25 protein-coding genes and 1 riboswitch are annotated in these 25,748 nt (G+C 38.6%); of the genes, 6 read left to right on the top strand and 19 right to left on the bottom strand.

The genetic code is table 11. The annotated features are described in order from the left end of the window. Window positions 1–52 precede the first annotated feature (52 nt). The 3 genes from MUA51_RS03395 to auxA all read right to left on the bottom strand — a co-directional run bounded on the left by MUA51_RS03395 (window position 53) and on the right by auxA (window position 3,263). Window positions 53–583, bottom strand: coding sequence for a DUF697 domain-containing protein (locus tag MUA51_RS03395; RefSeq protein WP_262560467.1), 531 nt, complete (start codon window positions 581–583; stop codon window positions 53–55). 54 nt (window positions 584–637) lie between these two features. Next, window positions 638–1,810, bottom strand: coding sequence for a class I SAM-dependent rRNA methyltransferase (locus tag MUA51_RS03390; RefSeq protein WP_262560466.1), 1,173 nt, complete (start codon window positions 1,808–1,810; stop codon window positions 638–640). Between the two features lie 133 nt (window positions 1,811–1,943). Further along, window positions 1,944–3,263 (bottom strand): lipoteichoic acid stability factor AuxA, encoded by a 1,320-nt coding sequence (gene auxA, locus MUA51_RS03385; RefSeq protein ID WP_262560465.1) that lies wholly within the window; start codon window positions 3,261–3,263, stop codon window positions 1,944–1,946. Between the two features lie 236 nt (window positions 3,264–3,499). Here auxA and graF point away from each other — a divergent pair, with 236 nt between their 5' ends. The 4 genes from graF to MUA51_RS03365 all read left to right on the top strand — a co-directional run bounded on the left by graF (window position 3,500) and on the right by MUA51_RS03365 (window position 6,733). After that, window positions 3,500–3,631: a glycopeptide resistance-associated protein GraF gene (gene graF, locus MUA51_RS03380; protein WP_481906514.1), complete on the top strand. Its 132-nt coding sequence runs from the start codon at window positions 3,500–3,502 to the stop codon at window positions 3,629–3,631. Between the two features lie 80 nt (window positions 3,632–3,711). After that, window positions 3,712–3,811: riboswitch (TPP riboswitch) on the top strand. 141 nt (window positions 3,812–3,952) lie between these two features. After that, window positions 3,953–4,528, top strand: a complete 576-nt coding sequence (locus MUA51_RS03375; protein ID WP_262560463.1) for an ECF transporter S component — start codon at window positions 3,953–3,955, stop codon at window positions 4,526–4,528. 14 nt (window positions 4,529–4,542) lie between these two features. Next, complete coding sequence (locus MUA51_RS03370; RefSeq protein WP_262560462.1) at window positions 4,543–5,949, top strand: ABC transporter ATP-binding protein; 1,407 nt, start codon at window positions 4,543–4,545, stop codon at window positions 5,947–5,949. Beyond that, the gene (locus MUA51_RS03365) at window positions 5,942–6,733 is read left to right on the top strand and encodes an energy-coupling factor transporter transmembrane component T family protein (protein ID WP_262560461.1); all 792 of its coding nucleotides are present in this window, start codon (window positions 5,942–5,944) and stop codon (window positions 6,731–6,733) included. Before MUA51_RS03370 ends, MUA51_RS03365 begins: the two co-directional genes overlap by 8 nt. 135 nt (window positions 6,734–6,868) lie before the next feature. Here the strand turns inward: MUA51_RS03365 and purD are convergent, their stop codons facing one another. From purD to purE, 11 genes are read right to left on the bottom strand one after another with little or no spacing between them, the layout of a single operon-like run. Further along, window positions 6,869–8,107 carry a phosphoribosylamine--glycine ligase gene (gene purD / locus MUA51_RS03360; RefSeq protein WP_262560460.1) on the bottom strand — a complete coding sequence of 413 codons (1,239 nt, stop codon included), beginning with the start codon at window positions 8,105–8,107 and terminating at the stop codon, window positions 6,869–6,871. A gap of 13 nt (window positions 8,108–8,120) precedes the next feature. Then, window positions 8,121–9,599 (bottom strand): bifunctional phosphoribosylaminoimidazolecarboxamide formyltransferase/IMP cyclohydrolase, encoded by a 1,479-nt coding sequence (gene purH / locus MUA51_RS03355; protein WP_262560459.1) that lies wholly within the window; start codon window positions 9,597–9,599, stop codon window positions 8,121–8,123. Between the two features lie 15 nt (window positions 9,600–9,614). Continuing rightward, on the bottom strand, window positions 9,615–10,181 hold the full coding sequence (gene purN / locus MUA51_RS03350) for a phosphoribosylglycinamide formyltransferase (RefSeq protein WP_262560458.1): 567 nt from the start codon (window positions 10,179–10,181) through the stop codon (window positions 9,615–9,617). A 2-nt stretch (window positions 10,182–10,183) separates the two neighbouring features. Further along, the gene (purM, locus tag MUA51_RS03345; RefSeq protein ID WP_262560457.1) at window positions 10,184–11,212 is read right to left on the bottom strand and encodes a phosphoribosylformylglycinamidine cyclo-ligase; all 1,029 of its coding nucleotides are present in this window, start codon (window positions 11,210–11,212) and stop codon (window positions 10,184–10,186) included. Between the two features lie 3 nt (window positions 11,213–11,215). Next, window positions 11,216–12,637, bottom strand: coding sequence for an amidophosphoribosyltransferase (gene purF, locus MUA51_RS03340; RefSeq protein WP_262560456.1), 1,422 nt, complete (start codon window positions 12,635–12,637; stop codon window positions 11,216–11,218). Further along, entirely contained in the window at window positions 12,616–14,805 is a 2,190-nt protein-coding gene (gene purL, locus MUA51_RS03335) for a phosphoribosylformylglycinamidine synthase subunit PurL (RefSeq protein WP_262560455.1), read from the bottom strand. Before purL ends, purF begins: the two co-directional genes overlap by 22 nt. Continuing rightward, window positions 14,798–15,469 (bottom strand): phosphoribosylformylglycinamidine synthase subunit PurQ, encoded by a 672-nt coding sequence (purQ, locus tag MUA51_RS03330; protein ID WP_262560454.1) that lies wholly within the window; start codon window positions 15,467–15,469, stop codon window positions 14,798–14,800. Before purQ ends, purL begins: the two co-directional genes overlap by 8 nt. 1 nt (window position 15,470) lies before the next feature. After that, on the bottom strand, window positions 15,471–15,731 hold the full coding sequence (gene purS / locus MUA51_RS03325) for a phosphoribosylformylglycinamidine synthase subunit PurS (RefSeq protein WP_262560453.1): 261 nt from the start codon (window positions 15,729–15,731) through the stop codon (window positions 15,471–15,473). A 3-nt stretch (window positions 15,732–15,734) separates the two neighbouring features. Then, window positions 15,735–16,436: a phosphoribosylaminoimidazolesuccinocarboxamide synthase gene (gene purC / locus MUA51_RS03320; protein WP_262560452.1), complete on the bottom strand. Its 702-nt coding sequence runs from the start codon at window positions 16,434–16,436 to the stop codon at window positions 15,735–15,737. Window position 16,437: 1 nt separating this feature from the next. Next, window positions 16,438–17,565 (bottom strand): 5-(carboxyamino)imidazole ribonucleotide synthase, encoded by a 1,128-nt coding sequence (gene purK / locus MUA51_RS03315; RefSeq protein ID WP_262560451.1) that lies wholly within the window; start codon window positions 17,563–17,565, stop codon window positions 16,438–16,440. Further along, window positions 17,552–18,034: a 5-(carboxyamino)imidazole ribonucleotide mutase gene (gene purE / locus MUA51_RS03310; RefSeq protein ID WP_262560450.1), complete on the bottom strand. Its 483-nt coding sequence runs from the start codon at window positions 18,032–18,034 to the stop codon at window positions 17,552–17,554. Before purE ends, purK begins: the two co-directional genes overlap by 14 nt. Window positions 18,035–18,243: 209 nt before the next feature. Here purE and folD point away from each other — a divergent pair, with 209 nt between their 5' ends. After that, on the top strand, window positions 18,244–19,101 hold the full coding sequence (gene folD / locus MUA51_RS03305) for a bifunctional methylenetetrahydrofolate dehydrogenase/methenyltetrahydrofolate cyclohydrolase FolD (protein ID WP_262560449.1): 858 nt from the start codon (window positions 18,244–18,246) through the stop codon (window positions 19,099–19,101). A gap of 272 nt (window positions 19,102–19,373) precedes the next feature. Here the strand turns inward: folD and qoxD are convergent, their stop codons facing one another. The 5 genes from qoxD to MUA51_RS03280 all read right to left on the bottom strand — a co-directional run bounded on the left by qoxD (window position 19,374) and on the right by MUA51_RS03280 (window position 24,122). Continuing rightward, the gene (qoxD, locus tag MUA51_RS03300) at window positions 19,374–19,664 is read right to left on the bottom strand and encodes a cytochrome aa3 quinol oxidase subunit IV (RefSeq protein ID WP_262560448.1); all 291 of its coding nucleotides are present in this window, start codon (window positions 19,662–19,664) and stop codon (window positions 19,374–19,376) included. After that, the gene (qoxC, locus tag MUA51_RS03295; protein WP_262560447.1) at window positions 19,661–20,269 is read right to left on the bottom strand and encodes a cytochrome aa3 quinol oxidase subunit III; all 609 of its coding nucleotides are present in this window, start codon (window positions 20,267–20,269) and stop codon (window positions 19,661–19,663) included. Before qoxC ends, qoxD begins: the two co-directional genes overlap by 4 nt. Beyond that, the gene (gene qoxB, locus MUA51_RS03290; RefSeq protein ID WP_262560858.1) at window positions 20,262–22,247 is read right to left on the bottom strand and encodes a cytochrome aa3 quinol oxidase subunit I; all 1,986 of its coding nucleotides are present in this window, start codon (window positions 22,245–22,247) and stop codon (window positions 20,262–20,264) included. Before qoxB ends, qoxC begins: the two co-directional genes overlap by 8 nt. A gap of 2 nt (window positions 22,248–22,249) precedes the next feature. Then, complete coding sequence (qoxA, locus tag MUA51_RS03285; protein ID WP_095116061.1) at window positions 22,250–23,353, bottom strand: cytochrome aa3 quinol oxidase subunit II; 1,104 nt, start codon at window positions 23,351–23,353, stop codon at window positions 22,250–22,252. A gap of 439 nt (window positions 23,354–23,792) precedes the next feature. Continuing rightward, a complete protein-coding gene (locus MUA51_RS03280; RefSeq protein ID WP_095116059.1) occupies window positions 23,793–24,122 on the bottom strand; it encodes an immunoglobulin-like domain-containing protein in 330 nt (109 codons plus the stop codon). A gap of 202 nt (window positions 24,123–24,324) precedes the next feature. Here MUA51_RS03280 and MUA51_RS03275 point away from each other — a divergent pair, with 202 nt between their 5' ends. Continuing rightward, complete coding sequence (locus MUA51_RS03275) at window positions 24,325–25,470, top strand: globin domain-containing protein (protein ID WP_262560445.1); 1,146 nt, start codon at window positions 24,325–24,327, stop codon at window positions 25,468–25,470. The last annotated feature ends 278 nt before the right edge of the window (window positions 25,471–25,748 follow it).

The raw sequence follows: 25,748 nt of genomic DNA, 5'->3' as shown, positions 1-25,748 counted from the left end.
AAACCACTATCATGTCGCGACTCCACCGTTTTTTTACAAATTATCGAACAATTTACAAAAGTGACTTGACAACATTCTCACATTTCTGAATGTGATCTTTTCCTACCTTATTCATAAAGTAATAACTTAGAGATGCAGAAACCGCTTGTCCGACAATTGGGAACCATCTTGTTTGTTTTGCGGCAGTTCTTTTGGCTACATCTCGAATTAAAACTTTCATCAAACCATCCGAAACTTTTTTCCCAATCAATTGGCTTCCTTGCATACCAGCCGCCATAACAATACGATCTTTCATGTCATCACTCATTCTGTTCACTTGCTTATGATCTAAACCATACAATTTGTTGATATCTTCAATAATATCTTTCATCAACTTCATATCTACACCAAAGTCAAATCCTGGAATCGGTACAATTGTTGCCCCTGACGATAACATCGCTTTCTTTTTGACGATGTTTTCTGCTTGTTTACGGCGTTCTGCCACCTCTTCCTGATTGTTTGGTAAAATATTTTTATTCTCGATTTTTTCAATCTTTAATACTTTATTTCCAACTACTTCTGTGATTTTATTTGTAAATTTCATCGTTCATCCACCTTTCTCGTATAAGACGTTATCTTATACCCTTTTCTCCATCATTTAATCCATCAATGTGACAAAAACGACTTTTAAATATTTAGATGGTTTGTAGTGTGGATGTGTTTTGAAGTCTTTTGGCAATCCCATTACTTCATCAATTTGGTAATTGATACCCTTATCAGAAAGTGTTTTTTTGATCATATTCTTGAAAGCTTTTAATGTATACATACTGTGGTTCGTACTTAAAACAAGCGTACCGTGTTCTTTTAATATCGGTAATGCTCCCTCAATCAACTTGTCATAATCTTTCATGACCGAGAATGTTTTCTTTTTATTTCTCGCAAAACTTGGGGGATCAATCACAATCGTGTCATACGACAACTGATGACGTTCTGCATATTTGAAATAATCAAATGTATCCATTACATATAGTGATTGTGTCTTCGGATCGATTCCATTCAATCCAAAGTTTTCTTCTGTCATTGGACGTGAACGATTTGCTAAATCAACGCTTGTCGTTTGTTCTGCTTGTCCAGCTGCTATAACCGAAAATGCACCTGTATAACTGAACAAATTCAACACTTGTCGTTCTGCACTGTAATAATCACGAATCTTTTTACGTACTTCTTTCTGATCTAAGAAAATACCGGTCATTGGGCCATCATCAAGATGCACATTGTAGAAAGTAAAGTTTTCCTCGATAATAATTGGAAATTCAGGTGCCTCACCTATCACAAAACCACCTTGAATATCCGCATCTTTAAAACGTGTTTTTTCATAAATAGATGTGTATTCAAATACTTGTGTCATGGCAGAGATGATGTCATCACGAAATGCATAGATGCCTTGTGAGTACCACTGAATCAACAGGTGTCCATTATAATGATCAATTGTTAAACCACCGACACCATCTCCTTCTCCGTTGAATAAACGAAAAGCATTCGTCCCATCAATGTGATAATAATATTCACGTTCTTGTTTTGCCGCTTCAAATAACCGTTCAAAAAACTGTTGATTGATCTCTTCATCCGCATTATATGATAACACCCATCCGAGTCCTTTATGCTGATGACCGACATAACCTGTTGCGATATACATACCTTTGTCCGTTTTCAAATGGAACAGATCACCACTTTTCAGTGCGCTCTGTTGATAGATATCTTCTTCTTCAATCAACGGATAGCCATTGAAATATTTCGCTTCTTTCCCACTATTTAAAATTGCTGTTTTCATTTTATCAGCCTTTCCTTGATTAGTTCTTTTCTATCTTAACACGGGAGTCTGACAGAAATCGATTTTGGCGTCGTTTCCTCGTATGCCTTATAAACAAAAAGAGCGAGAGACAATGCTCTCACTCTCAATATTCCTATTCTTTTATAGCTGGTTGACGTAATTGTAGTACAAATGCAACGATAGCTGGGATAAGCATCAGTACAAGGATTGGCGTAATAAATATCGACAATAATAAACCATGAAAGAGAATTACAACATACTCTGTCATCAACTTAAAGAACAGAATGCTGATCATAAAGAGTTGAATATAGTAATGCTTTCCTCTTAGCATGAATGTAATCGTCGTTACGATATAGGCGATCGCAATAAACAATAAGAGTAATAAACTAATCCATTCATAGACATACTGTGTTTGCGATAATTGCCAATCTCCAGAAGCGAACAATGCATTACGATTGTTAAATTCTAGTAGTATGAAGAACAATAGAATGACACCACATGCTATATTCACATGTGCACGTTTAAACCATTTTGGACGTTTGCGTAAAAATGATGGAATATCATCTTCTTCTAACTTCGCCCAACCAAACCAGTTTTCTTTGATGTAATCACGTTTTTTACGTAACTTTTCAATATTAATACTGCGTCGTGTACGATGTGTAATATCCTGTGTCAATTCAGATGTACGGTTCTGTATATCCTTAAACTGCACTTTAGATTGGTCGCTGTATTGATACTTTTTACTTCTTAAATACTGACTAGCAGCTTCATCCAATTGTTCATGAAAAACAGGTAATGAACGACGTAAAAATAAGAAGTTCCAGATTGCCATCTGACCGAGTAACCACAACACTACGAAAAATGTATTGATACTCAATACATCGATCGGTGCTACTTCACGTGCTTCAAGTCTTGAATATAAGGCTAATTGTGTAAATAAATAACTCATTCCATATCCAAAAATTAGCCATAGATAATGTTGTTTACGATGTAACGGATTCAGTTCATCTTTAAACGTAATATAACCAATATGCATTAAAAATGGAATAACAAAAATAAACGCCAAAATTCCGTATACTTGTGACATAAAAATCAGTGTAAGCACAAAGAAAATGATACCGATTAATAAAAAGAACATCGAGATATCATAGTCAAATCGTGTTGTGTTGGTTAATACACGTGCAATCACAATCAGCAGAACGCCGAATGCTAAAATGATAAGTCCACTAATGAGTGGGAAGTCTCCGATGTACTTACTCATCACACGGATAATCTCATTAAAAAACGCCATGATAAAATCCCATACATTGTGGATTTGTGGCACATGGTGTTTGCCTGATTTGAGTTGTTCAATGAGCGGAATATTGATAAAAATAACGATACTCAACAATATCGCAACCGCACCTATAATATAGGAATAGATCACTTCGGTGTACTTGTTAAAAAAGGACATCCTCTCACCTCACAATTATTATATATGAACAATTGTCTTATGTCTTGATAATTGATTAATTTCAGTCTCTAGTATGAAAGATTTAACACCCAAAGACAATACATTCCATCATATGTGTTATGTTTAGCCCTTTCCAATATTTTATATCATCTTTATAAATATTTTTCCAAATGATGTTTAAGAAAATATAGAATGGATATAGAAGAGTAACAACATAAATGAAGGAGTGTTTTATGATGTCAGAAAAAGATCTAAAACAAGCTGCAGAGCAAGCAAAAGAAAAAGAAGAAACATTAAAAGATAAAGCGCAAGAAGCAAAAGATGGTATCGATAAAACAAAAGACGATATCCAAAGCACTTTAGATTAATCAGCAAAATCATGTCAAGAGGCGATTCGTCTCTTGACTTTTTAATGTAAGACATGTACATTGTGTATATCAATTAAATACGCACGCACTAGGGGTGTGAGAACTGAGATGAGGAATATCCTCAAACCCTTTGTACCTGATCTAGGTGATACTAGCGGAGGAAAGTGTACGACGTTTCGTTTATACGTAATATTTGCGGCAATAAATAGCACGCTTATTTTGAGTTGCTTACATAATATAAACATTAGCGCTTTGTTCATATATCGACGCACATCCCTATTTCCAGGATGTGCGTCTTTTATTATTAGGAGGTTCTTTACCATGAAAAAAGGCTTAACATTGTCAGACATACTTGTGACAGTTTTAGTTTCTGTCATCTTCGGTGTGGTGTATAACATTTGGTGGGTTGTTACAAAGACTATCCAACCACTCGGTTTACAAATCGATCAACTTTTATACGGCATGTGGTTTGCAGCAGCGGTTGTTGCATATCTCATCATTCCTAAAATGGGGATTGCTTTACTTGCTGAATTTGCAGCGGGTGCAGGTGAGACAATTATGATGGGACGTTTCGATATTCCAACGATTATCTATGCACTTTTACAAGGACTTGCGTGTGAACTCGTATTCGCCTTATTCCGTTATCGTTCTCGTGCATTTATGGTCGCTGTTTTAGCAGGTCTTGCTGCTGCACTTATCAGCTTACCAATCGATTGGTACTATGGTTACTTAGGCGAAGTCGCACAGTGGAATCTGATCTTGTATATCGTTTTCCGCATGATCAGTGGTGCTGTTCTAGCGGGTGCCTTCCCATATTATCTCGTCAAAGCACTCGATCAGACCGGTGTCACGAAATTATTCAGACCTGCGTCAAAAGACGATTATGATTCACTATAAGGAGAGAACTGACATTGCTTAAAGCAAAAAATTTACGCTTAAAGTATCCAAGTACTGACCATAAAATATTTGATGGTCTTGATATTGAAATAAAGGATAAAGAAAAAGTACTTTTACTCGGACCATCAGGGTCTGGTAAAAGTACACTGTTAAACGTCTTAAGTGGCATCGTCCCTGATCTCATTGATCTTCCAATGAAATATGATGACTTAGAAGTTGCGCATCATGCCGGTGTCATCTTTCAAGATCCTGATTCACAGTTCTGTATGCCTCAAGTGAATGAAGAACTCGCATTTATATTAGAAAATCAACAAGTACCACAAGACGAGATGGATCGTCGCATTCAAGATGCACTTAGCAAAGTTCAGCTCGATGTAAATCCTAAACAAGCAATCAACAAACTAAGCGGTGGAATGAAACAAAAATTAGCAATTGCAGGTACCTTACTCATGGAAGCTGATACGTTATTTTTAGATGAACCTACCGCGATGCTCGACATTGAAGCAACGCAGAATTTGTGGGACTTACTCAAAGATTTATGGACAGATCAAACGGCACTCATTGTCGAACATAAAGTAGCACATGTATGGGATTATGTTGACCGTGTTGTTCTTATGAATCATGAAGGTCAAATCATACAACAAGGATCTCCAGATATGATATTAGCCAATTATGAAGAGACATTGACAGAATATGGCGTTTGGCACCCGAATGCATGGGCGTCCGCTCCACTTCCAAAACAAGCACATGATATGTCATCACAAAAATTTCTTTTTACTTATCGAGAAGGTGCCATACAGAGAGGTCGACGTACACTTTACCAAGTGCCTGATCTAACAATAGCACCAGGGCAATGGATAACGATTACAGGAAAAAATGGTGCTGGCAAAACTACATTGTTTGAGTCGATGATGCAACTCATCCCCTACCAAGGAACAATGCAATGGAATAATCAAAAACTCAAAAAGGTACGTGATGCTGCGAGTTATATGTACTTGGTATATCAAAATCCTGAACTACAATTTATTCAAAATAGCGTATACGATGAAATCTTTGTGAACTACGACTATATGGATTCACAATGTGCTGGTGAACAAACGACAGCTATGTTGGAGTTGCTCGATCTAGCACATGTATCTAAACAACACCCTTTTGAACTTTCGATGGGTCAGAAAAGACGTTTAAGTGTTGCGACGGCATTAAGTACGAATGCTGATGTCATTTTACTTGATGAACCAACATTCGGCTTAGACAGCCATAATACATTTAAACTTATTACGTTATTCCAAGAACGCATTGCAAAAGGGCAAACGATTGTCATGATTACCCATGATTCTCACATTATTGAACGCTATCCATCACGTCATTTTGAAGTTTTAGACGGTGTATTGTACGAAGTGGAGGTGCCAACAAATGATTGAATCGTGGAAAACACGTCGAACGTTTATGGATCAAGTGAATATCGTGACGAAGCTCTTTCTAGCAGTCGCACTCTTCTTCTTTATCATCTTCATTCATAATTTTGATATGATGTTGTATTTGGCGCTTTTCATGCTTGTATTTTTACTCTGTGTAGCAGGAACCAAATGGAAAGTTGTTGCATCATTTGTAACGATGGCAACTTTCTTCGCACTCACATCTTCATTATTTATGATTTTTTATGGGAATGGTACACGTGTTTTATTAGAATTTGGTTTTGTAAAAATTAGTGTTGAAAGCCTTGTAAGAGGTTTACACCTTTCCTTAAGAACGATTGTTATTAGTTACTTCGGTTTATCGATTGCATTCACATCGCAAGTCATTATGATTTTTTATAGCTTAATGCAACATTTGAAGGTGCCACCAAAAGTTGCTTATGCCTTTATGGCAGCCTTTCGAATGATCCCATTGATGATCGAATCTGTATTTCAATTGCGTAATTCACTTAAAATGCGTTACCAAATGATTAGCAATAAAAATTACAGTGGTTTTAAGCGATTCAAACATCTTTTGATTCCACTACTCAGTCAAAATATCCGAAAAGCGCATCGCCTTTCTGTCGCAATGGAGAAAAAAGGGTTTCACGATGGGACGCGAACATATTATTACCATGTTCCATTCAGTTATCGTGATATTTTGTTAATTGTCATTATCATCGTGCTTATTGCACTTGCTTTTATGAGTGCCAATTATTTACCAATCACAGGTATTTTAGATGCACGTTAAACATTGAAGCAACCGCATATATTGCGTTTTCATGATCTCGACGATATGAAAAGGCATGCATACTTTCCCGTTTATGTATGCGATAGACATAAAAAGATGATTCGAAAACTTACCACTTCCGAATCATCTTTTCTATTACAATGCTTTATTTGCTATATCTTTACGATAAAATAAACAATCACTTTCTATTTGATCAACACGCTGATATGCTTCACGCTGTGCTTCTGCAATCGAAGTACCTTCTCCAATCGCTAATATGACACGCCCACCCGCATTGACATAACGGGTACCATTATACTTTAAGCCGCTGACAAAATAATGATCTAAGTCTGATTCAAAACCTGTCACGGAAACCCCTTTTTCATATGCGTTTGGATATCCTTTTGATGCTAGCATGACACCAACGACCGCTTCTTCTTTCCATCGCATATCTATCGGCTCTCGTGCTTTCAATTGTAATATGTGTGCCATTAAGTCACTTTCCATACGTGTCAGTAATACTTGTGCTTCGGGATCACCAAATCGTGCGTTAAACTCAATTACTTTCGGTCCTTCTTCTGTTAAAATTGCACCGATATAGAGTAAACCGAAGAAGTCATACCCTTCTTCTTTCATCGCACGTGCAATCGGTTGTGCAATACGTTCATTCGTAACATCCAAAACATCTTGACCGATATGTGGTACGGGACAATACGCCCCCATACCACCCGTATTTGGCCCTTCATCATTGTCATAGGCACGCTTATGATCTTGCGCAATCGTATCAAATGGGACAGCGTAATCTCCATTAACGAAAGTCATTAAAGAAAATTCTTCCCCTTGTAAAAATTGCTCGAATACCACTTTACCGACTTCTTCAGAATAAAGTGTTTCAACCGCCGCTCGAGCTGCTTCTCGTGTCTCGGCAATAATCACACCTTTCCCTGCTGCTAAGCCATCTTTTTTCAACACAACTGGCAAATCACATTGTTCAACATATGCAAGTGCTTCTGTTTTTGAATCGATTTCTTGATAATCAGCTGTTGGAATGTCATATTTTGCCATTAATTGTTTTGCAAAGGACTTTGAACCTTCGATCTGTGCTGCTGCTTTATTCGGTCCAAATACTTTGATACCTGCTTCACGCAATCGATCTGCAAGGCCTTCTGTTAAAGGTTGCTCTGGACCAATGACAACCCATGATACGCCGTGTGATTCTGCAAAGGCAACAATTTTATCATGCTCATTTTCGTCAATTTCTGCATGTACTTCAGCAACATGCGCCATCGCATCATTGCCAGGAATAGCAAATACACGTTCAACAAGTGGTGATTGGTTTAACTTTTTGGCAAGGACATGTTCACGGCCACCGCCACCGACAACTAAAATATTCATATGCACTGCCTCCTTAATGTTTGAAGTGACGCATACCTGTCGTCACCATTGCGATGCCATATTTATTCGCCATATCTATTGAATCTTGGTCTTTAATTGAGCCACCCGGTTGAATAATCGCTTTAATCCCTGCTTTAGCTGCTGTTTCGACCGTATCATCCATTGGGAAGAATCCATCTGATGCAAGTACAACATTGTCATTCATCTCAATCGCTCGTTCAATTGCAATTTCTGCTGACCCGACACGATTCATTTGTCCTGCGCCAACGCCCACTGTTTGCTTGTTATTTGCTAACACAATTGCATTACTCTTCACAGCTTTTACGACTTTCCAGCCTAGAAGAAGTGCTTCCCATTGCTCATCTGTTGGGGCGACATCTGTTACAACCTTCATCTCAGATTGTGGGACATCAAATGTATCTTTATCTTGTACAAGGTAGCCACCTGATACAGAGACAAATTCTTGTTCAGATGCGTCACTCGTCATTTCTACTTCTAATAAACGAATATTTTTCTTTTGTTGCAGTACTGCCAATGCTTCCTTCTCAAAACTTGGCGCAATGACTACTTCTAAGAAAATTCTGTGCAATGATTCAGCTAACGCCTGTGTTACTGGTCGGTTTAATGCTACAATTCCACCAAAGATGGATTGACTATCTGCTTCATATGCATTCAAATACGCCTGGTGAATGTTTTCTCCGATTCCAACACCGCACGGGTTCATATGCTTCACCGCCACTGCCGCTGGCCCTTCAAATTGTTTTACCAATGTTAGTGCGGCATCTGCATCTTTAATATTGTTATAACTTAACTGCTTGCCGTGATGTTGTGTTGCGCCTGCAAGTGTATTAGCCGCATGAGACGTGCGAACAAATGTCGCTGCTTGTTGTGGATTTTCACCATAACGTAACACTTCTTCATTGTCGCTAAAATAATTCGTAATTGCCTGATCATACTCAAATGTATGTTTAAAAACCTTAATCATCAATGCTTTGCGGTAGGCTTCATCCAATGTATCCGCTTGTAATCTTGAAATCACTTCGTCGTAATCGTCAGGATCTACAATTGTTACAACGTGTTTAAAATTCTTGGCAGCTGCACGCAACATTGTTGGTCCGCCAATATCAATATTCTCAATTGCGTCCATTTCAGTCACATCTGGATTTTTGACTGTTTCTTGAAATGGATATAAGTTCACCACAACCATATCTATCAAATCAATATTTTGTGCTGCTAACTGTTCAAGGTGCTCAGGTTTATCACGATCTGCAAGAATACCGCCATGTACCGCTGGATGTAATGTTTTGACACGTCCATCCATAATTTCATCAAACTGTGTTAAGTCAGAAACGGATGACACCGGTACACCCGCTTCTTCAATCGCACGGTATGTTCCACCTGTTGAGTACAATTCAAAACCTTCTGCTACAAGTTTTTTCGCAAATGTTGCAATACCAGTTTTATTAGAAACGCTCAATATCGCTTTTTTCATCCTATTTCAAGCTCCTTATCGAATAATCTGTTTTATGACTTCTGGATATAATTCATATTCCAAACGCTTAATGCGGTCTTCTAATGCTGCTTTCGTATCGTCCTGATATATCGGACACGTTCGTTGTGCAATAATTTGTCCTGTATCCATGCCTGCATCGACATAATGAACGGTTGTTCCCGTTTCAATTTCCCCATTGTTTAACGCCTGACCGATTGCATCGATACCTTTATATTTCGGCAAAAGTGAAGGGTGAATATTTAAAATCTTACCTTCATACGCATCTAGTAACGTATTACCGATTAAACGCATATAACCTGCAAGCACAATCCATTCCACATGTTCTGTTTTTAATTGTTTCAACACTTCTTGCTCATATACTTGTTTATCAACATAGGATTTCGGCGTATAAGTATGTACCGGTAACCCATGTTGTTGTCCAAGTTGCACACATGGTGCTGTTGGTTGATCTGTATATAATGCCGTCACTTCAATATTGCTTAATACCCCTTTTTCCACATGTTGCATGATGTTATCAAAGTTCGTTCCAGAACCTGATGCAAAAATTGCGATTTTAACCACTTTTACGCCTCCACCAAACGAATCGCTGCTGCTTCTTCAGTAATTGTTCCAATTGAATAAGCTGCAATATTTAACGTTTTTAAAATTTCATGCACACGCTCTTCATCATCCGCATCGACTACTAATGTATATCCAATGCCCATATTAAAAATGTGATACATTTCATCTAAATCAATACGCCCTACTTCTTGAAGCCAGTCGAACACTTTAGGCGTTGGGAATGAAGTGATATCGATGACAGCCGTTTTTTCTTCTGGCAAAGCACGAGGGATATTTTCATAAAAACCGCCACCTGTTATATGTGTCATTGCTTTAATACGCACTTGCTCTTTAACTGCTAATACAGGTTTTACATAAAGTGCTGTTGGCGTAAGAAATGTTTCAAGATATGAACGTTCACCGTCAAATTTTTCATGAACATCAATACCTGATTGATCAATTAGTCGACGTACTAAGCTAAAGCCATTTGAGTGAATCCCGTGAGAGGCTAATCCAATCACCACATCACCCCCTTTAACTTCTGAGCCATCGATGTAATCTTCTTTTTCGACAGCGCCCACGGCAAATCCTGCTACATCATATTCACCTTCATGATACATCTCTCCCATCTCGGCTGTTTCACCACCGATGAGAGCCGTATTCGTTTCGACACAACCATCACTAATTCCTTTGACAATTTGTGCAATGACTTCTGGTACCACTTTGTTTGTCGCAATATAATCTAGGAAATAAAGTGGTTCGGCACCCGTTGTTAAAATATCATTGACGCACATTGCCACCGCATCTATTCCAATTGTGTCATGTTTATGATGATCAATGGCTAGTTTTAATTTTGTTCCAACACCATCTGTGCCTGATACAAGTACTGGCGCTTTCATGTTCAGTTGCGAAAGATCGAACGTAGCACCAAAGCCTCCGAGTCCTCCTAAAACTTCTCGACGCATCGTACGTTCTACGTGACTTGACATTTGTTTCACTGCTTCATACCCTGCTTCAATATCAACACCGGCTTGTTTATATGACTCAGCCATTGACTACACTCCTCTTCTTTTCAATTCTTTAACTTCTGGTAATAGATTATCGACAATTTCTATTGGGTAGTTTCCTGTAAAACAAGCATTGCATTCCCCTTTTGAACCATATTGTTTGAAGACATCATGCATGCCTTCAACAGATAGATACGTTAATGAGTCTGCACCAATCATGTCTTTAATCGTTTCAACAGAATATTGGGCTGCCATAAGTTCTGCATGTGTGGAAACGTCAATACCGTAATAACAAGGATTTTTTAACGGTGGTGATGAAATACCCATATGTACTTCGCGTGCCCCCGCAGACTTCAATGCTTTTACAATATATTTACTCGTTGTTCCACGTACAATCGAATCATCAATAACAACCACACGCTTGCCTTCTACAACATCACGAATAGGTGAATGTTTCATACGTACTTGTCTCTCACGTACGGTTTGATCAGGTGTAATGAACGTTCGGCCTATATATCGATTTTTTAGCAAACCTTGTTCATTCGGAATTCCCGTCTCTTCTGAAAAACCTTTCGCAGCTTGTAATGAAGAGTCCGGAACACCAATCACGATATCCGCTTCAATCCCCATTTCTTTTGCCAACTGACGTCCTAATGCTTTACGAACTTGATAAATCGAATGCTTTTGAAACTCAGAGTCAGGTCGTGCGAAGTAAATATATTCCATAGCACACATATGTTGATGCGTGTCGGGCGTGTATGAATCATAATCCACGTCGTTGTCACCTGAGAATGTAATCAACTCTCCCGGCTCAATATCACGAATATATTCTGCACCAATCGCTGTAAAGGCACATGTTTCGCTGGCAATACAATATGCGCCGTCTACTTTCCCTAACATAAGTGGACGTACACCACAGTTATCACGAGTTGCTGTTAATTGCTGTTCATTTAATATGACACAACTAAATGCACCTTTCACTTGATTTAACGCTGCTTTTTGGTTCGCTTTAATATGTTTTGACTTCCCCTTGATCAATAAATGGGCAAGTACTTCTGAATCGCTCGTCGTTTGAAAAATACCACCTTCTGATTCAATGGCACGACGTATTTGGTGCGCATTTGTCAAGTTCCCATTATGCGCCAACCCTAAATCACCTTTCGAATGTTTGAACAAAAACGGCTGTACATTCGAAATTTCACTGGCACCTGTCGTTGCATAACGGACATGGCCGATTGCACTCTGATAGCCTTCCAGCGACTTGAGTTGCTCATCTGATATAGCTTCGGTAAGCAATCCCATACCACGTGCACCGAATAATTGTTCACCATTGGAGCACACGATACCCGCACCTTCTTGCCCGCGATGTTGAAGACTGTGTAGCGCCAGATACGTTAAATGCGCAGCGTAAGGATGATTCCATATGCCAAACACACCACATTCTTCATTTAGTCCACGGATGTCATACATGCTTCGATTGCTCCTTCCCATGCTTCTTTCAATTCAGATGTACGACGGTGTAATGTTTTATTTTGTGCTGTTACTTTAAAGTCATCGTTATCTGTGAGTGTTCCAATTTCAACGGCATTATCGTGCGTGAATGTTTCGCCTTCTTTCACAACAACGACGTATCGACCTTGTGTCTCACTAAAAAGCTGTGCATTGCTCAGGTCAACTGTCGCATCTAACCCTAAATTGTAGAATGCACTCATACGTGCCAATGTGATGAGCAAACCACCTTTTCCGACTGTTTGTACATGCGAAAGTACACCAGCTCTTACCGCTTCACGAATTGCTTCACCCTTTGCTGCCTCTTCTGTCAAATCTACTGTTTCTGTTTCATGATTTACGTCACCATGTAATAGTTTCTCAATTTGGCTACCACCAAAGCTGTCTGTTGTTTCACCTACCACATACACTTTGTCACCAGGTGTTGGCGCAAAGTCACGAAGGTAATCAATATCTTCAATCAGTCCAACCATTCCGACAACAGGCGTTGGGAAGATAGATGATGTACGTGTTTCGTTATAAAGTGACACGTTACCTGAAACAACAGGTGTTTCTAACACATTACATGCTTCTGCCATACCACGTGTCGAATCAATGAGCTGTTGATAAATATGTTTCTTTTCAGGTGAACCGTAGTTCAAGCAATCCGTCATCGCAAGTGGTTTTGCCCCTACTGCGATTATATTACGATATGCTTCTGCCACAACCATTTTGCCACCCTCGTATGGATCATTAAACACATAACGTGCCTCACCATCAATCGTAGACGCAACCGCTTTGTTCGTACCTTCCACACGTACAACAGACGCTTGCAGACCTGGCTTAACAATCGTATTTGCTCCAACTTGTTGATCATATTGGCGATACAAATATTGTTTTGAAGCAATTGTCGGATGTGTCAACAAACGATCAAATACCTCTTCAACATCAATGCCACTATAATCATTAGCTGGCTGATCATGTTTTAATGGTTCGCCTTCTAACACATATACAGGTGCTTCATGGTCTAACGGTTTGACAGGAATATCTGCGAATACTTCTCCTTCATAAGTTAAAACAAAGCGATCTGTATCAGTTACTTCACCGATAACTGCACTATCCAACTCATGCTTATCAAATAAATCTAAAAACTTTTGTTCCGTACCTTTCTCTACAACTAACAACATGCGTTCTTGTGTTTCAGAAAGCATCATTTCATATGGAGAGATACCTACTTCACGTACAGGTACTTTTTCGAGTTGTAGATGAATACCACTGCCACCTTTTGCAGCCATTTCAGATGATGATGACGTTAAACCAGCCGCTCCCATATCTTGAATACCCACAAGTTCTGGGTATGTGATCGCTTCAAGTGTTGCCTCCATCAATTTTTTACCTACAAATGGATCGCCGATTTGTACAGATGGTCGTTTGCTTTCACTTTCTTCTGTGAGTTCTTCCGATGCAAATGTTGCACCATGAATGCCGTCACGACCAGTTTTCAAACCAACGTAAATCACTGAGTTACCAACACCTTGTGCAAGCCCTTTTTGAATCATATCGTGATCAATGACACCTACACACATCGCATTGACAAGTGGATTGCCGTCATAACGGTCATCAAATTCAATTTCACCTGCAGTCGTTGGAATACCAATACAGTTACCGTAGCCACCGATACCTGCAACGACACCACGCAATAAGCGGCGATTTGTTTTTTCCGTCAATTCACAAAAACGCAAACTATTTAATAAATTAATTGGACGTGCACCAATTGATACGATGTCACGAATAATACCGCCGACACCTGTCGCAGCACCTTGATATGGTTCAATCGCAGATGGATGGTTATGTGATTCAACCTTGAACACAACCGCTTGGTTATCGCCGATATCAACGACGCCTGCACCTTCTCCCGGTCCCATCAAAACATGTTCACCTGTTGTTGGAAATTGCTTTAAAAATGGTTTTGAATGCTTGTAAGAACAATGTTCACTCCACATTACAGAGAAAATACCTGTTTCTGTATAATTTGGCTGTCTTCCTAAAATTTCTTCTACTTTTTCAAACTCCGCATCACTCAATCCCATTTCACGATAAATTTTCTCATTTTTAATGTCGTCTGCAGTTGGTTCTAAAAATTTAGGCATTTTGTTCCCTCCAGCTTTTCACCATAGATTCAAATAATTTCACACCACTGTCTGTTCCTAATATTTGCTCTAATGCACGTTCTGGATGTGGCATCATACCACACACATTGCCACGCTTGTTGATGATACCTGCAATATCATCATGTGAGCCATTAGGATTATCCTGATATTTCAAAATAATTTGATTATTATCGACCAATTCTTTATAAATTTCATCTGTACAATAGTAATGCCCTTCACCATGTGCAACTGGGTATACAACTGTTTCACCCGCATCATAAAGCGATGTAAAAGGTGTATCATTATTCACGATTGTGAGTGACTCGTTACGGCTAACAAATAAGTGAGAGTCGTTGTGTAATAAGGCACCTGGTAATAAGCCAATTTCTGTCAATATTTGGAACCCATTGCAGACACCCAGTACAGGTTTGTCTTCATCAGCCAAACGTTTTACTTCTTCAATCACTGGTGCGACGGCCGCAACGGCACCTGATCTCAAATAATCACCGAATGAAAAACCACCAGGTATCAACACACCATCAAATCCATCTAATGACGTTTCTCGATAATCAACATATTCTGCATCTACTCCCGCTTTGATTGCTGCGTTATACATATCTCTATCGCAGTTTGATCCTGGGAATCTGAGGACAGCGAATTTCATATTATGCATTCTCCTTTTCATCCAAAACATGATAGCTATATTCTTCAATCACCGTGTTCGCAAATAGTTTTTCACTCAGTGTTGTCACAACATTGTGTACTGCTTCATCTGATGCTTCATCCACTGTGAGATAGAGTACTTTCCCTACACGGATATCATTTACTTGTTCGTAACCTAAGTCATGCACTGCGCGTGTTAATGCTTGTCCTTGTGTATCTAAAACTTGTGGTTGTAATGTGATGTGTAACTCGATTGTTTTCATAATTTATAATGCCTCCAATTTTGTTAAAAATGCTTGATATGTGTCGATTAGTGAACCGGTGTCTTCACGGTAAACATCTTTATCGAAGTTTTCTTTTGTTTCCTTATCCCAAATGCGACATGTATCTGGTGAAATCTCATCAGCTAATAGGATTGCCCCCGCCGAATCTTTACCAAACTCTATTTTAAAATCAACGAGTGATAAACCCATCTGATCCATGAGTTGAACTAAAGCTTTATTGACTTGTAATGCTTGTTGTTTCAATTGTTGAATTTCATCTGTCGTTGCAATGTGCAGAAGTCGGATATGATCATCTGTAATCAGTGGGTCATTCAAGTCGTCATTTTTGTAGAAGAACTCGACGAGCGGTTGGTCAAACGAATGCCCTTTCTCGAACCCGAGTCTTTTTGTAATAGATCCTGCCGCAATGTTGCGCACGACGACTTCTAGAGGGATAATATCAACGGTTTTAACCAGTTGTTCTGTTTCTGAAATTTGGCGTATAAAGTGACTGTCAATACCTTGTTCATTTAAACATTCAAAAATACGTGCAGTAATTTGATTATTTAAACGGCCTTTACCCGTCATTTTATCTTTTTTTGCACCGTTGCCTGCTGTCACTTCATCCTTATATTCAACTCTCACAGTATTCGGCTCATCTGTATCATATATACGTTTTGCTTTACCTTCGTATAAAAGACTCATCTTAGTCGTTTCTCCCTTCAAATAATGTCAACATCGCTTGCTCTGTCTTCGTTGTATCATCTGTCAATATCGTCATGTGTCCCATCTTACGTGCAGGTTTACGTACTTCCTTGCCATAAATATGAACATGCCACTCTGGGTGTGCATCAAACTGTGACTCTAATGCATCGAGATCCTTTCCAAGTAAATTCATCATCACAGCTGGTTTTAATAGCGCAATCTCTTTCGGCAAATCATGGCCTGTCACTGCCAAGATATGCGTATCAAACTGCGAATAGTCACACGCTTCAATTGAATAATGTCCTGAATTGTGCGGCCTTGGCGCAATTTCATTCACGTACAATGCACCTGACTTATCGATGAAAAATTCGACAGTAAACGTTCCAACGAAGTGAATAGCTTGTGTTATCTTTTCTATCTCTTGTCGTGCTGCCGTCGTTTGATCAATCCGAGATGGTACGATTGTTTTGAAAAGAATTTGGTCTCGGTGTTCGTTTTCTTGAAGTGGGAAATATACAATCTGCGCATTATTCCCTACTGTCGCCGTCAATGACACTTCACGTTCTAAAGTTAAAAATTGTTCTGCCACACATTCTTGTTTTTTTACTAATTCATAGGCTTCATCTATATCTTTATGAGAACGCACGAGCAATTGTCCTTTTCCGTCGTAACCACCAAAACGTGTTTTCAAAATAAATGGATAACCGAGTGATGTGACAACGTCGTCCAACGCTTCAACGTTTGGTACATGCCTGAACGGAACGACCTTCACACCTGCATCATTTAATGATGTTTTCTCTGCTAAGCGATCTTGCAGTATTGTTATCGCTTGGTCACCTTGTGGTACATGATACGAATGCGTCAAAGCCTTTAATTGCTGTGCATCAATATTTTCAAATTCATACGTAACCACATCTGATAAATGTCCAAGTCTTTCTAGCGCTTCCATATCATCATACGCAGCATGTATAAATTGATGTGCCACATATTGGCAAGGACATGTTTCATCCGGATCTAACACAACGACACGAAATCCCATTTTTTGTGCTGATTGTGCCATCATCTTCCCAAGCTGTCCGCCACCAATAATGCCAATTGTTTGACCTATTTTTAACTTATCGAAGGTCATCTTGCATCGCCTCAACTTTCTCAATCAATGATGCTTCATAAATTTCAAGCTTCTTCTGTACTCGATGGTCTGTCATTCCTATCATACGTGCCGCCAATATTCCCGCATTTTTTGCTCCAGCCTTGCCAATTGCTGTTGTTGCCACCGGTATACCACCTGGCATTTGAACAATTGATAATAAAGAATCAAGACCTTTCAAACTTTTAGATTCAATAGGAACGCCGATGACTGGCAATGTTGTCATTGAAGCAACCATGCCCGGTAAGTGTGCTGCACCCCCTGCGCCAGCAATAATTGCCGAGTAGCCATTTTCACGTGCTTTCGTTGCGAATTCAACCATCATGTGTGGCGTACGATGTGCAGAAACAACCTTCTTATCATACGGAATATCAAAGGTTGTTAACATGTCGCATGCTTCACGCATAATATCCCAATCTGAAGAACTTCCCATTATGACAGCAACTTTCAATATGAACACCCTTTCAAAAATTTGAAATCAGAATCGTTTTAGTTGTATATTACAGGTATAGCATAACAATAGTACATGCAGATTTCAACGCAAAAATCGAACTTTATCGTTAAATTTACAAATAATTTACGTGTTTTGTTCGTTTTTCGCTGGAATATAGTGTTTTATTTAGTTTTAAAGTTCGAATTAATCGAAGGAGGATTTTTGTTATGAGTGCAAAAATTTTAGATGGGAAACAAATTGCGAAAGATTACCGTCAAGGATTACAAGATGAAGTTGAAGCATTAAAACAACAAGGCTTCACACCGAAGTTATCTGTAATATTAGTTGGTAATGATGGAGCAAGTCAGAGTTATGTTCGATCAAAAAAGAAAGCAGCTGAAAAAATTGGAATGATTTCAGAAGTGATTCATTTAGCTGAAGAAACATCTGAAGAAGATGTATTAAAAGAACTCGATCGTCTTAACAATGATGAATCAGTGAGTGGTATTTTAGTTCAAGTACCCCTACCAAAACAAGTCAATGAACAAAAGGTATTAGATGCCATTGATCCAGCTAAGGATGTCGATGGTTTCCATCCAATTAATATCGGACGTTTATACCTTGACGATGCAAAATTAATTCCTTGTACACCACTTGGCGTTATGGAATTATTAAAACATGCCGATATTGATCTAGAAGGGAAAAATGCAGTAGTTATTGGTCGTAGTCACATTGTCGGTCAGCCAGTAGCAAAACTTCTCACACAACAAAATGCGACAGTAACTGTTTTACATTCACGTAGTAAAAATATCCACGATCATCTCATCAATGCAGACATTATTGTCAGTGCGGTTGGACGTCCAGGTATGGTCGCAAAAGACGACGTTAAAGAAGGGGCTGTTGTGATTGACGTTGGAAACACACCTGATGAAAATGGTAAGTTAAAAGGTGACGTGGACTATGAAGCAGTTAAAGAGATTGCAGGTGCGATTACACCTGTTCCAGGCGGCGTTGGTCCTATGACGATTACAATGGTATTAAACAATACACTGATCGCTGAAAAAATGCGTCGTGGTTTAGAATAGAATGAAATAATAAAAGCGTGCAATGATTTCGTTGCACGCTTTTATTTGATAACAGAATGAGTGATAAAGTCTTTACATATAATCAAAAACTACATCAATTAAAAGATAAATAGACATCTATTAACAAAGCATATTTCTTATTCTTATGTGAATCAATCGGAATAAGGTTCGTGTATTTCACAGATAAGTATCGATAAACGAGTCTTCACTATTCCCTTAAAACATGAAAAAGCACATACGCATGGCGTATGTGCTTTCTCTTTGGCACCACCTTATAAGTGATGACCGTGTGCACCTTGCATAACCCAGTATGAACCGATAACTGTAACAAGTGTGATAATAATGGCGAAAATAACTTTTGCAAGTTGTAAACGACCATCTTTACCTTCAGTTAAGTGCATGAACATAAGGAGTTGTAAAAATGCTTGAATAAATGCAAAACCAAAAATGATTGTGATTTTAGCATTTAAAGCTAATGATGTGTAAAGTGTTACAAAAACTGCTAGTAACGTTAAGATAATTGAGGCGATAAAGCCTATTGTATGTTTTACTAAAGTACTCATCCGCTAAACACCATCCCTATCATATACACGGCAGTGAAGATGAAGATCCAAACAACATCTAGGAAATGCCAGTATAAACTTGAAATAAATAACTTCGGCGCATTGTACTTATTCAATCCACGTTTTACAACTTGGATCAGTAATCCTGTAATCCACACGATACCTAAAGATACGTGAAGACCATGTGTACCAAGTAAGATAAAGAAACTTGACCAGTAAGAACCAATTTGTGGCGTAGCACCTTCATGTGCATAGTGTGAGAATTCAAAGATCTCGAATCCAACGAATCCAACACCTAACAATACAGTGATTGCCATCCAAATTAGAAGTAAGTTTTTCTTTTCTTGGCGCATGTAGTAGATTGCAATACCACAAGTATATGAACTTGCTAAAAGTAAGAATGTCATGATTAATACGAGCGGAAGTTCAAACAATTCTGTTGTCATCATACCGCCGTAACTACCACCATGTTGCAAGATTAACAATGTCGCGAAAAGCGTACCGAAAAGTGCAAACTCAGCAGTAAGGAAGATCCAGAAGCCTAGCTTGTTTAAATTTCCCTCATGCGTACGTGAATCAATTGTAGTGACATTATTATTACTCATGACTCATAGCCTCCCTTTCTTCCTGACGTGCTTTTCTTAAACGTGCTTCTGTTTCAGCAACTTCGCTTGCAGGAATATGGTAACCATGATCTTCTTGGAAACTTCTCCAAATCATTAATCCACAAATACCAACTAATGAAAGAATCGCTGGAAGTAATGTTTCAAAGATTAAGAAGAACCCTCCAATTGTGAAGAATACACCCATCCAGAAACCAATATGTGTATTATTCGGCATATGAATATCAGTGTAATTATGGTCATCTAAATAATGCTTACCATGTTGTTTCATTTCAACGAATGTATCGATGTCATCCCATTCAGGCGTGATAGCGAAGTTATATTTTGGTGGGATTGCAGATGCCGTAGACCATTCTAAGCCACGACCTAAGCCGTCCCAGTTGTCGCCAGTTGCTTCACGTGGTGCTTTAATATGACTGTATACAATGTTTCCTACGAAGATAAGGAATGCCACTGACATCATAGCTGCACCGATTGTAGAGATAAGGTTCAATAAGAACCAACCTTCTTCTGGGCCATAAGTGTATAGACGACGTGGCATACCATCAAGACCTAAAATGAATTGTGGTAAGAATGTCACGTTGAAACCAATCATGAAAATCCAGAAGAACCATTTGTTTGGTTTTTCAAATAACTTGTATCCCATTGCTTTCGGATACCAAAAAATCATGGCAGCGAAACAAGCGAATACAACACCCGCTACGATTGTGTAGTGGAAGTGAGCTACTAAGAAATATGAGTTATGGTATTGGAAGTCCGCAGACGCCATTGATAACATAACCCCTGTTACCCCACCGATTACGAAGTTCGGAATGAACGCAAGTGAGAATAACATTGGTGATTCGAATGTAATACGACCTTTGTGAAGTGTGAATAACCAGTTAAACATCTTCACACCTGTTGGTACAGAGATTAACGCTGTACTGATTGAGAAGAATGAGTTAACTAATGCACCATTACCCATTGTGAAGAAATGGTGAACCCATACTAAGAAACTTAAGAACGCGATACCGCCTGTCGCCCATACCATGCTTTGGTGACCGAATAGACGTTTACGTGCAAATGTTGGAATAATTTCTGAGTAGATACCGAATGCTGGAAGAACAAGAATATATACCTCAGGGTGCCCCCATACCCAGAAGAAGTTTGCCCATAGCATTGGCATACCACCATTGGCTACTGTAAAGAACGCTGTATCGAAAATTCTATCAGTAGTCATTAATGCAAGTGCTACTGTAAGTGGTGGGAATGCTAATAAAATAATTAACATTGTAATGAATGTTGTCACAACAAACATTGGCATTTGCATAAATTTCATACTTGGAGATTTACATCTCATAATTGTTACAAAGAAGTTGATACCAGTAATAAGTGTACCAAGACCAGAAATTTGGATTGCAACTAAGTAATAGTTTACACCCGGTCCTGGACTAAATTCACCAGCTAATGGTGCATAGTTTGTCCAACCTGCAGCAGGTGATCCACCCACAATAAATGAAAGGTTGAATAATAACATACCTGCTACGAATAACCAGAAACTAATGTTGTTTAGTACTGGGAATGCAACGTCACGTGCACCGATTTGTAATGGAATGATGATGTTCATTAAACCAATTACAAGTGGCATCGCCATGAAGATAATCATGATTACACCGTGCGTTGAAAAGATTTCGTTATAGTGATTTGAATCTAAGAATGGATTGTCCGGAATTGTTAATTGGATACGTAGTAGGATCGCATCAATACCACCACGTACAAACATTAACACGGCACAGATTAGGTACATTAAACCAATCTTCTTGTGGTCGACTGACATGAACCATTCCTTGTATAAATATCCCCAAAGCTTAAAGTACGTAATTGCAGCAATGACACCAATTACTAAGAATGGTGCACTAATTTGAGCTAAGGTAATCATCCAGTTACCACGTACGAGAAGCTCATCCCATGGAAAGTTCATCATTAATGTCCACCTCCACTTTTATGATCTTTGTGTGCCTTAGCATCTTTGGCACCTTTTTGAATTGATTCCATTTCATCCATTGTATGTTCTTCGTCCTTCTTGAACTCATTATCATATTTTTCATCGTTCTTAAGGATTGCAGGTTCCATACCATGGCGTGGGTAGTTTTCATTCGTAACCGTCACTTCACGTGCTGGTTTGTTTGGTTCGCTTAAAACACCTGTTGTTTGATCATGAGTGAAGTTTAAGTCCTTCTGAACAAAGTTGAAGCGTTTATATGCATGGAAGATGTATTCCGGATCTGCAGCCGGGTCTACGAATGCCATGTGCGTACCGCTGAATGTTAACTGTTCATTTTTCGTGATAGGTAAAAGTTGTTTGTCGAAAGTATCTTGATCGATAACTTTCTGTGATTGCGCTTTTTTCACCCATTCATCGTATTTTTCTTGACTTACAGCATTCACTTGGAAAGTATGACGTGAGAAACCTTCACCGTTGAAGTTTGAGTTACGTCCACGGTAAGTACCTTCCTCGTCTGCTTGCATTGTCCATTCCATTGTCATTCCAGTCATCGCATATTTTTGACCGTGAAGTTGTGGAATCCAGAAACTTGTCATTGTGTCCATCGCTTGAAGCTTGAACGTAATTGGTCGATTTGTTGGAATTGTTAAATGGTTCACTGTTTCAATTTTTTCATCAGGATATGCGAAGAACCATTTGTAACCACCACTGACTGCGTAAACAACGATTGGATCGTCTTCAGCTTTAGGTGGCTCCTCAAAATCGTAAAGTGATTTAACAGTAGGAATCATTAATGCAATTAAAATAAATACAGGAATGATAAACCAAACTGTTTCAAGAATTGCGTTGTGGTGTACTTTTCCAGATTCTGTTGTTTTCGTGTAACGGTATTTCCAAGTGAAAACAGCAAAAAGGATACATACAACCGCAACAATGCCAACCATGAAGATAATTGAGTAGATAATCAAAAATCTCAATTCACTTGCTTGTGGCCCTTTTGGGTTTAAGACTTCCATATTAGAACAACCTGTTAATAGAAACAGTGTTCCAAACGTTAGAAGCAAAGACTTTAATTTTGACACTTTTTTAACCTCCTAATTGTACTATTGTAGGGCTTATATCAATTTTAAAATAATATGTAATATTTACAAGAGGCTTTTTGTTATTTTAGCAAATAAAAAAACGTGCTGACCTTGCCAGTCTAGACGTGGCACGGGATGAGAGCACCTCAAAAAATATGTGTACATTTTGTGAAATGGCTTAAAAAGTAGAAATCGACTAAAAATGCGAGTAGTTATAAGCAGGGCAAGGTTTGGAAACGTTTTCTAGATTCCGGTAATTGAAAATGTTTATCATTAAAAGAAGGGGATTTGCTATATAGATATAGGGAATTTGCTAATAGCTTACATTTTCTCTCATTTGTAAAATGAACATGTATTATCAAGTGAGATATTATAAAAAGAAAAAGACTCGTCGATGTAAGCGCTTATATTGCGCCGACGACCAGCCTTTTCATCTCACCTATTGCGGTGCATCAACAACTTGTATGACACGAGAAGATGTTTCAATGGCACCATCAGAGTCAATGACTTGGTACTCCAGTTGGTACGTCCCTGCTTTTGACGTATCAAAATGACCATTGACCTTGATTTTATCAGTCAAATCACCGTCTTCTTTATCGTATGCAGTTACACCAGCTAATGGGTTGTATGTTTTGCCCACTTCAACAATAGCATCTTCTGTTCCTTTAATAGAAGGAATTGTGTTGGAAGTTGCTTCTACACTGAGGTTAGGTGTGACAAGTGTTGCTGATACACCAATAGCTGATAACGATTGAAGTAATTTGTTCATATTTGGTGTGGTCCTCCATTCTGTATGTACTGTCACAAACTATTATACATTTTTTTGAACAAGATGGAATCCTACTATGGACTTACATGCTTTATTTTTGTGAATGCTTGTTATCTCACTCGCTATTACATGCGTTTTTGTTTACGCATACATATAGTTAGTGAATAATATAAAGAGTAAATACCTTTAAGGAGTGATTGTTGTGTTAACACAAGAAGAAAAAGGGATTATTTTAGAAACAGTTCCCGTATTAAAAGAAAAAGGTACGGAAATCACATCACGATTCTACAATAGAATGTTCAGTCAACATCCTGAACTACGCAATATGTTTAACCAAACAAACCAGAAAAAAGGTTTTCAATCAACAGCTTTAGCGCAATCTGTACTTGCTGCTGCTATGAATATTGAAGACTTTACACCAATTGTGCCAATCGTAAAAGAGATTGGATACAAGCACTGTGCACTAGATGTGCGTGAAGAACACTACCCTATCGTTGGTGAAAACTTGTTAGCTGCAATCCAAGACGTTGTAGGCGTAGACGAAAACCACCCAATCATCAAAACTTGGGCAAAAGCTTACGGTGTTATTGCAGACGCATTTATTTCAATTGAAAAAGACATTTACGCAGGAATGGCTTGGGAAGGTTTCAAACCTTTCAAAATTGAAAAAATTGAAGAAGTAACGCACAATATCAAGGCTTTTACAGTTGTATCAAGTGACCAAGACTTAAGCCAATTTGTACCTGGTCAATATATTACAGTTGATGTTGAAAGTGAAAAGTTACCTTACCGTGCAAAACGTCACTACTCAATCGTTGACGGCGGCAAAGACTTCATTACATTCGGTGTACGTCGCGAAGTAAGTGAAGGTCATGAAGGTGAAGTTTCAACAATTTTACATGATGAATTCAAAGAAGGCGACATGATTAACTTGTCTGCACCAGTGGGTGGTTTCCAAGTGCATAATGCAGAAAAACCACAATTATTCTTAGGTTCTGGCGTTGGTGTCACACCATTAGTGTCAATGTACCGTCACGCTGCACAACAAGGTGCAAATACAAAATTCATCAATGTTGCTGCTTCAGAGAAAGATGTTGCATTCAAAGCTGAACTTGACAAAATTACTGAAGAAGCAAAAGATGCGAAGTTACACACACACTTACGTGATCAAGAAGGTTACCTAAAAGCTGCAGAACTTAAAGATTATTTAACAGATGACACAGAAGTATACATCTGTGGTGGTACACCATTCTTACAATCAATGATTCAAGAATTACAAGAATTAGGTGTCGATGAAAACAGAATCCACTTTGAAACATTTGTACCACGTTTAAGTGTTGAGATTTAATACAAGTATAACGATGGGGCTGGGACATAGTGCTCAGCTCCTCGTTTTTAATATGTAGAAATAAGTGTAATTGCAGTAGGTGTCTGAAATGAAAATGCGTTTTTACAAACTTTGGGAGCACTACAAAAATCATAAACTTTTATAATGATTTTGTCGTAGTGCCCCTGCAAAGCTTCTAGTCACCCTTGCCGGGGTGGGACGATGAAATCTTTTATAGTAAAAAAGATTTCTGTCCCACCCCCATTTTTTTTGATTATATAAAAAAACGGGGCATCGCC

The organism is Staphylococcus sp. IVB6214 (assembly GCF_025558585.1).
Classification (GTDB): domain Bacteria; phylum Bacillota; class Bacilli; order Staphylococcales; family Staphylococcaceae; genus Staphylococcus.
The sequence above is the reverse complement of the archived record's forward strand: the minus strand, read 5'-3'. Positions and strand labels throughout refer to the sequence as shown.

Coding starts and splice junctions, on each gene's coding strand:
- MUA51_RS03395 (WP_262560467.1), bottom strand. CDS start 583: ATGAAATTTACAAATAAAATCACAGAAGTAGTTGGAAATAAAGTATTA.
- MUA51_RS03390 (WP_262560466.1), bottom strand. CDS start 1,810: ATGAAAACAGCAATTTTAAATAGTGGGAAAGAAGCGAAATATTTCAAT.
- auxA (WP_262560465.1), bottom strand. CDS start 3,263: ATGTCCTTTTTTAACAAGTACACCGAAGTGATCTATTCCTATATTATA.
- graF (WP_481906514.1), top strand. CDS start 3,500: ATGTCAGAAAAAGATCTAAAACAAGCTGCAGAGCAAGCAAAAGAAAAA.
- MUA51_RS03375 (WP_262560463.1), top strand. CDS start 3,953: ATGAAAAAAGGCTTAACATTGTCAGACATACTTGTGACAGTTTTAGTT.
- MUA51_RS03365 (WP_262560461.1), top strand. CDS start 5,942: ATGATTGAATCGTGGAAAACACGTCGAACGTTTATGGATCAAGTGAAT.
- purD (WP_262560460.1), bottom strand. CDS start 8,107: ATGAATATTTTAGTTGTCGGTGGCGGTGGCCGTGAACATGTCCTTGCC.
- purH (WP_262560459.1), bottom strand. CDS start 9,599: ATGAAAAAAGCGATATTGAGCGTTTCTAATAAAACTGGTATTGCAACA.
- purM (WP_262560457.1), bottom strand. CDS start 11,212: ATGGCTGAGTCATATAAACAAGCCGGTGTTGATATTGAAGCAGGGTAT.
- purF (WP_262560456.1), bottom strand. CDS start 12,637: ATGTATGACATCCGTGGACTAAATGAAGAATGTGGTGTGTTTGGCATA.
- purL (WP_262560455.1), bottom strand. CDS start 14,805: ATGCCTAAATTTTTAGAACCAACTGCAGACGACATTAAAAATGAGAAA.
- purQ (WP_262560454.1), bottom strand. CDS start 15,469: ATGAAATTCGCTGTCCTCAGATTCCCAGGATCAAACTGCGATAGAGAT.
- purS (WP_262560453.1), bottom strand. CDS start 15,731: ATGAAAACAATCGAGTTACACATCACATTACAACCACAAGTTTTAGAT.
- purC (WP_262560452.1), bottom strand. CDS start 16,436: ATGAGTCTTTTATACGAAGGTAAAGCAAAACGTATATATGATACAGAT.
- purK (WP_262560451.1), bottom strand. CDS start 17,565: ATGACCTTCGATAAGTTAAAAATAGGTCAAACAATTGGCATTATTGGT.
- folD (WP_262560449.1), top strand. CDS start 18,244: ATGAGTGCAAAAATTTTAGATGGGAAACAAATTGCGAAAGATTACCGT.
- qoxD (WP_262560448.1), bottom strand. CDS start 19,664: ATGAGTACTTTAGTAAAACATACAATAGGCTTTATCGCCTCAATTATC.
- qoxC (WP_262560447.1), bottom strand. CDS start 20,269: ATGAGTAATAATAATGTCACTACAATTGATTCACGTACGCATGAGGGA.
- qoxB (WP_262560858.1), bottom strand. CDS start 22,247: ATGAACTTTCCATGGGATGAGCTTCTCGTACGTGGTAACTGGATGATT.
- MUA51_RS03280 (WP_095116059.1), bottom strand. CDS start 24,122: ATGAACAAATTACTTCAATCGTTATCAGCTATTGGTGTATCAGCAACA.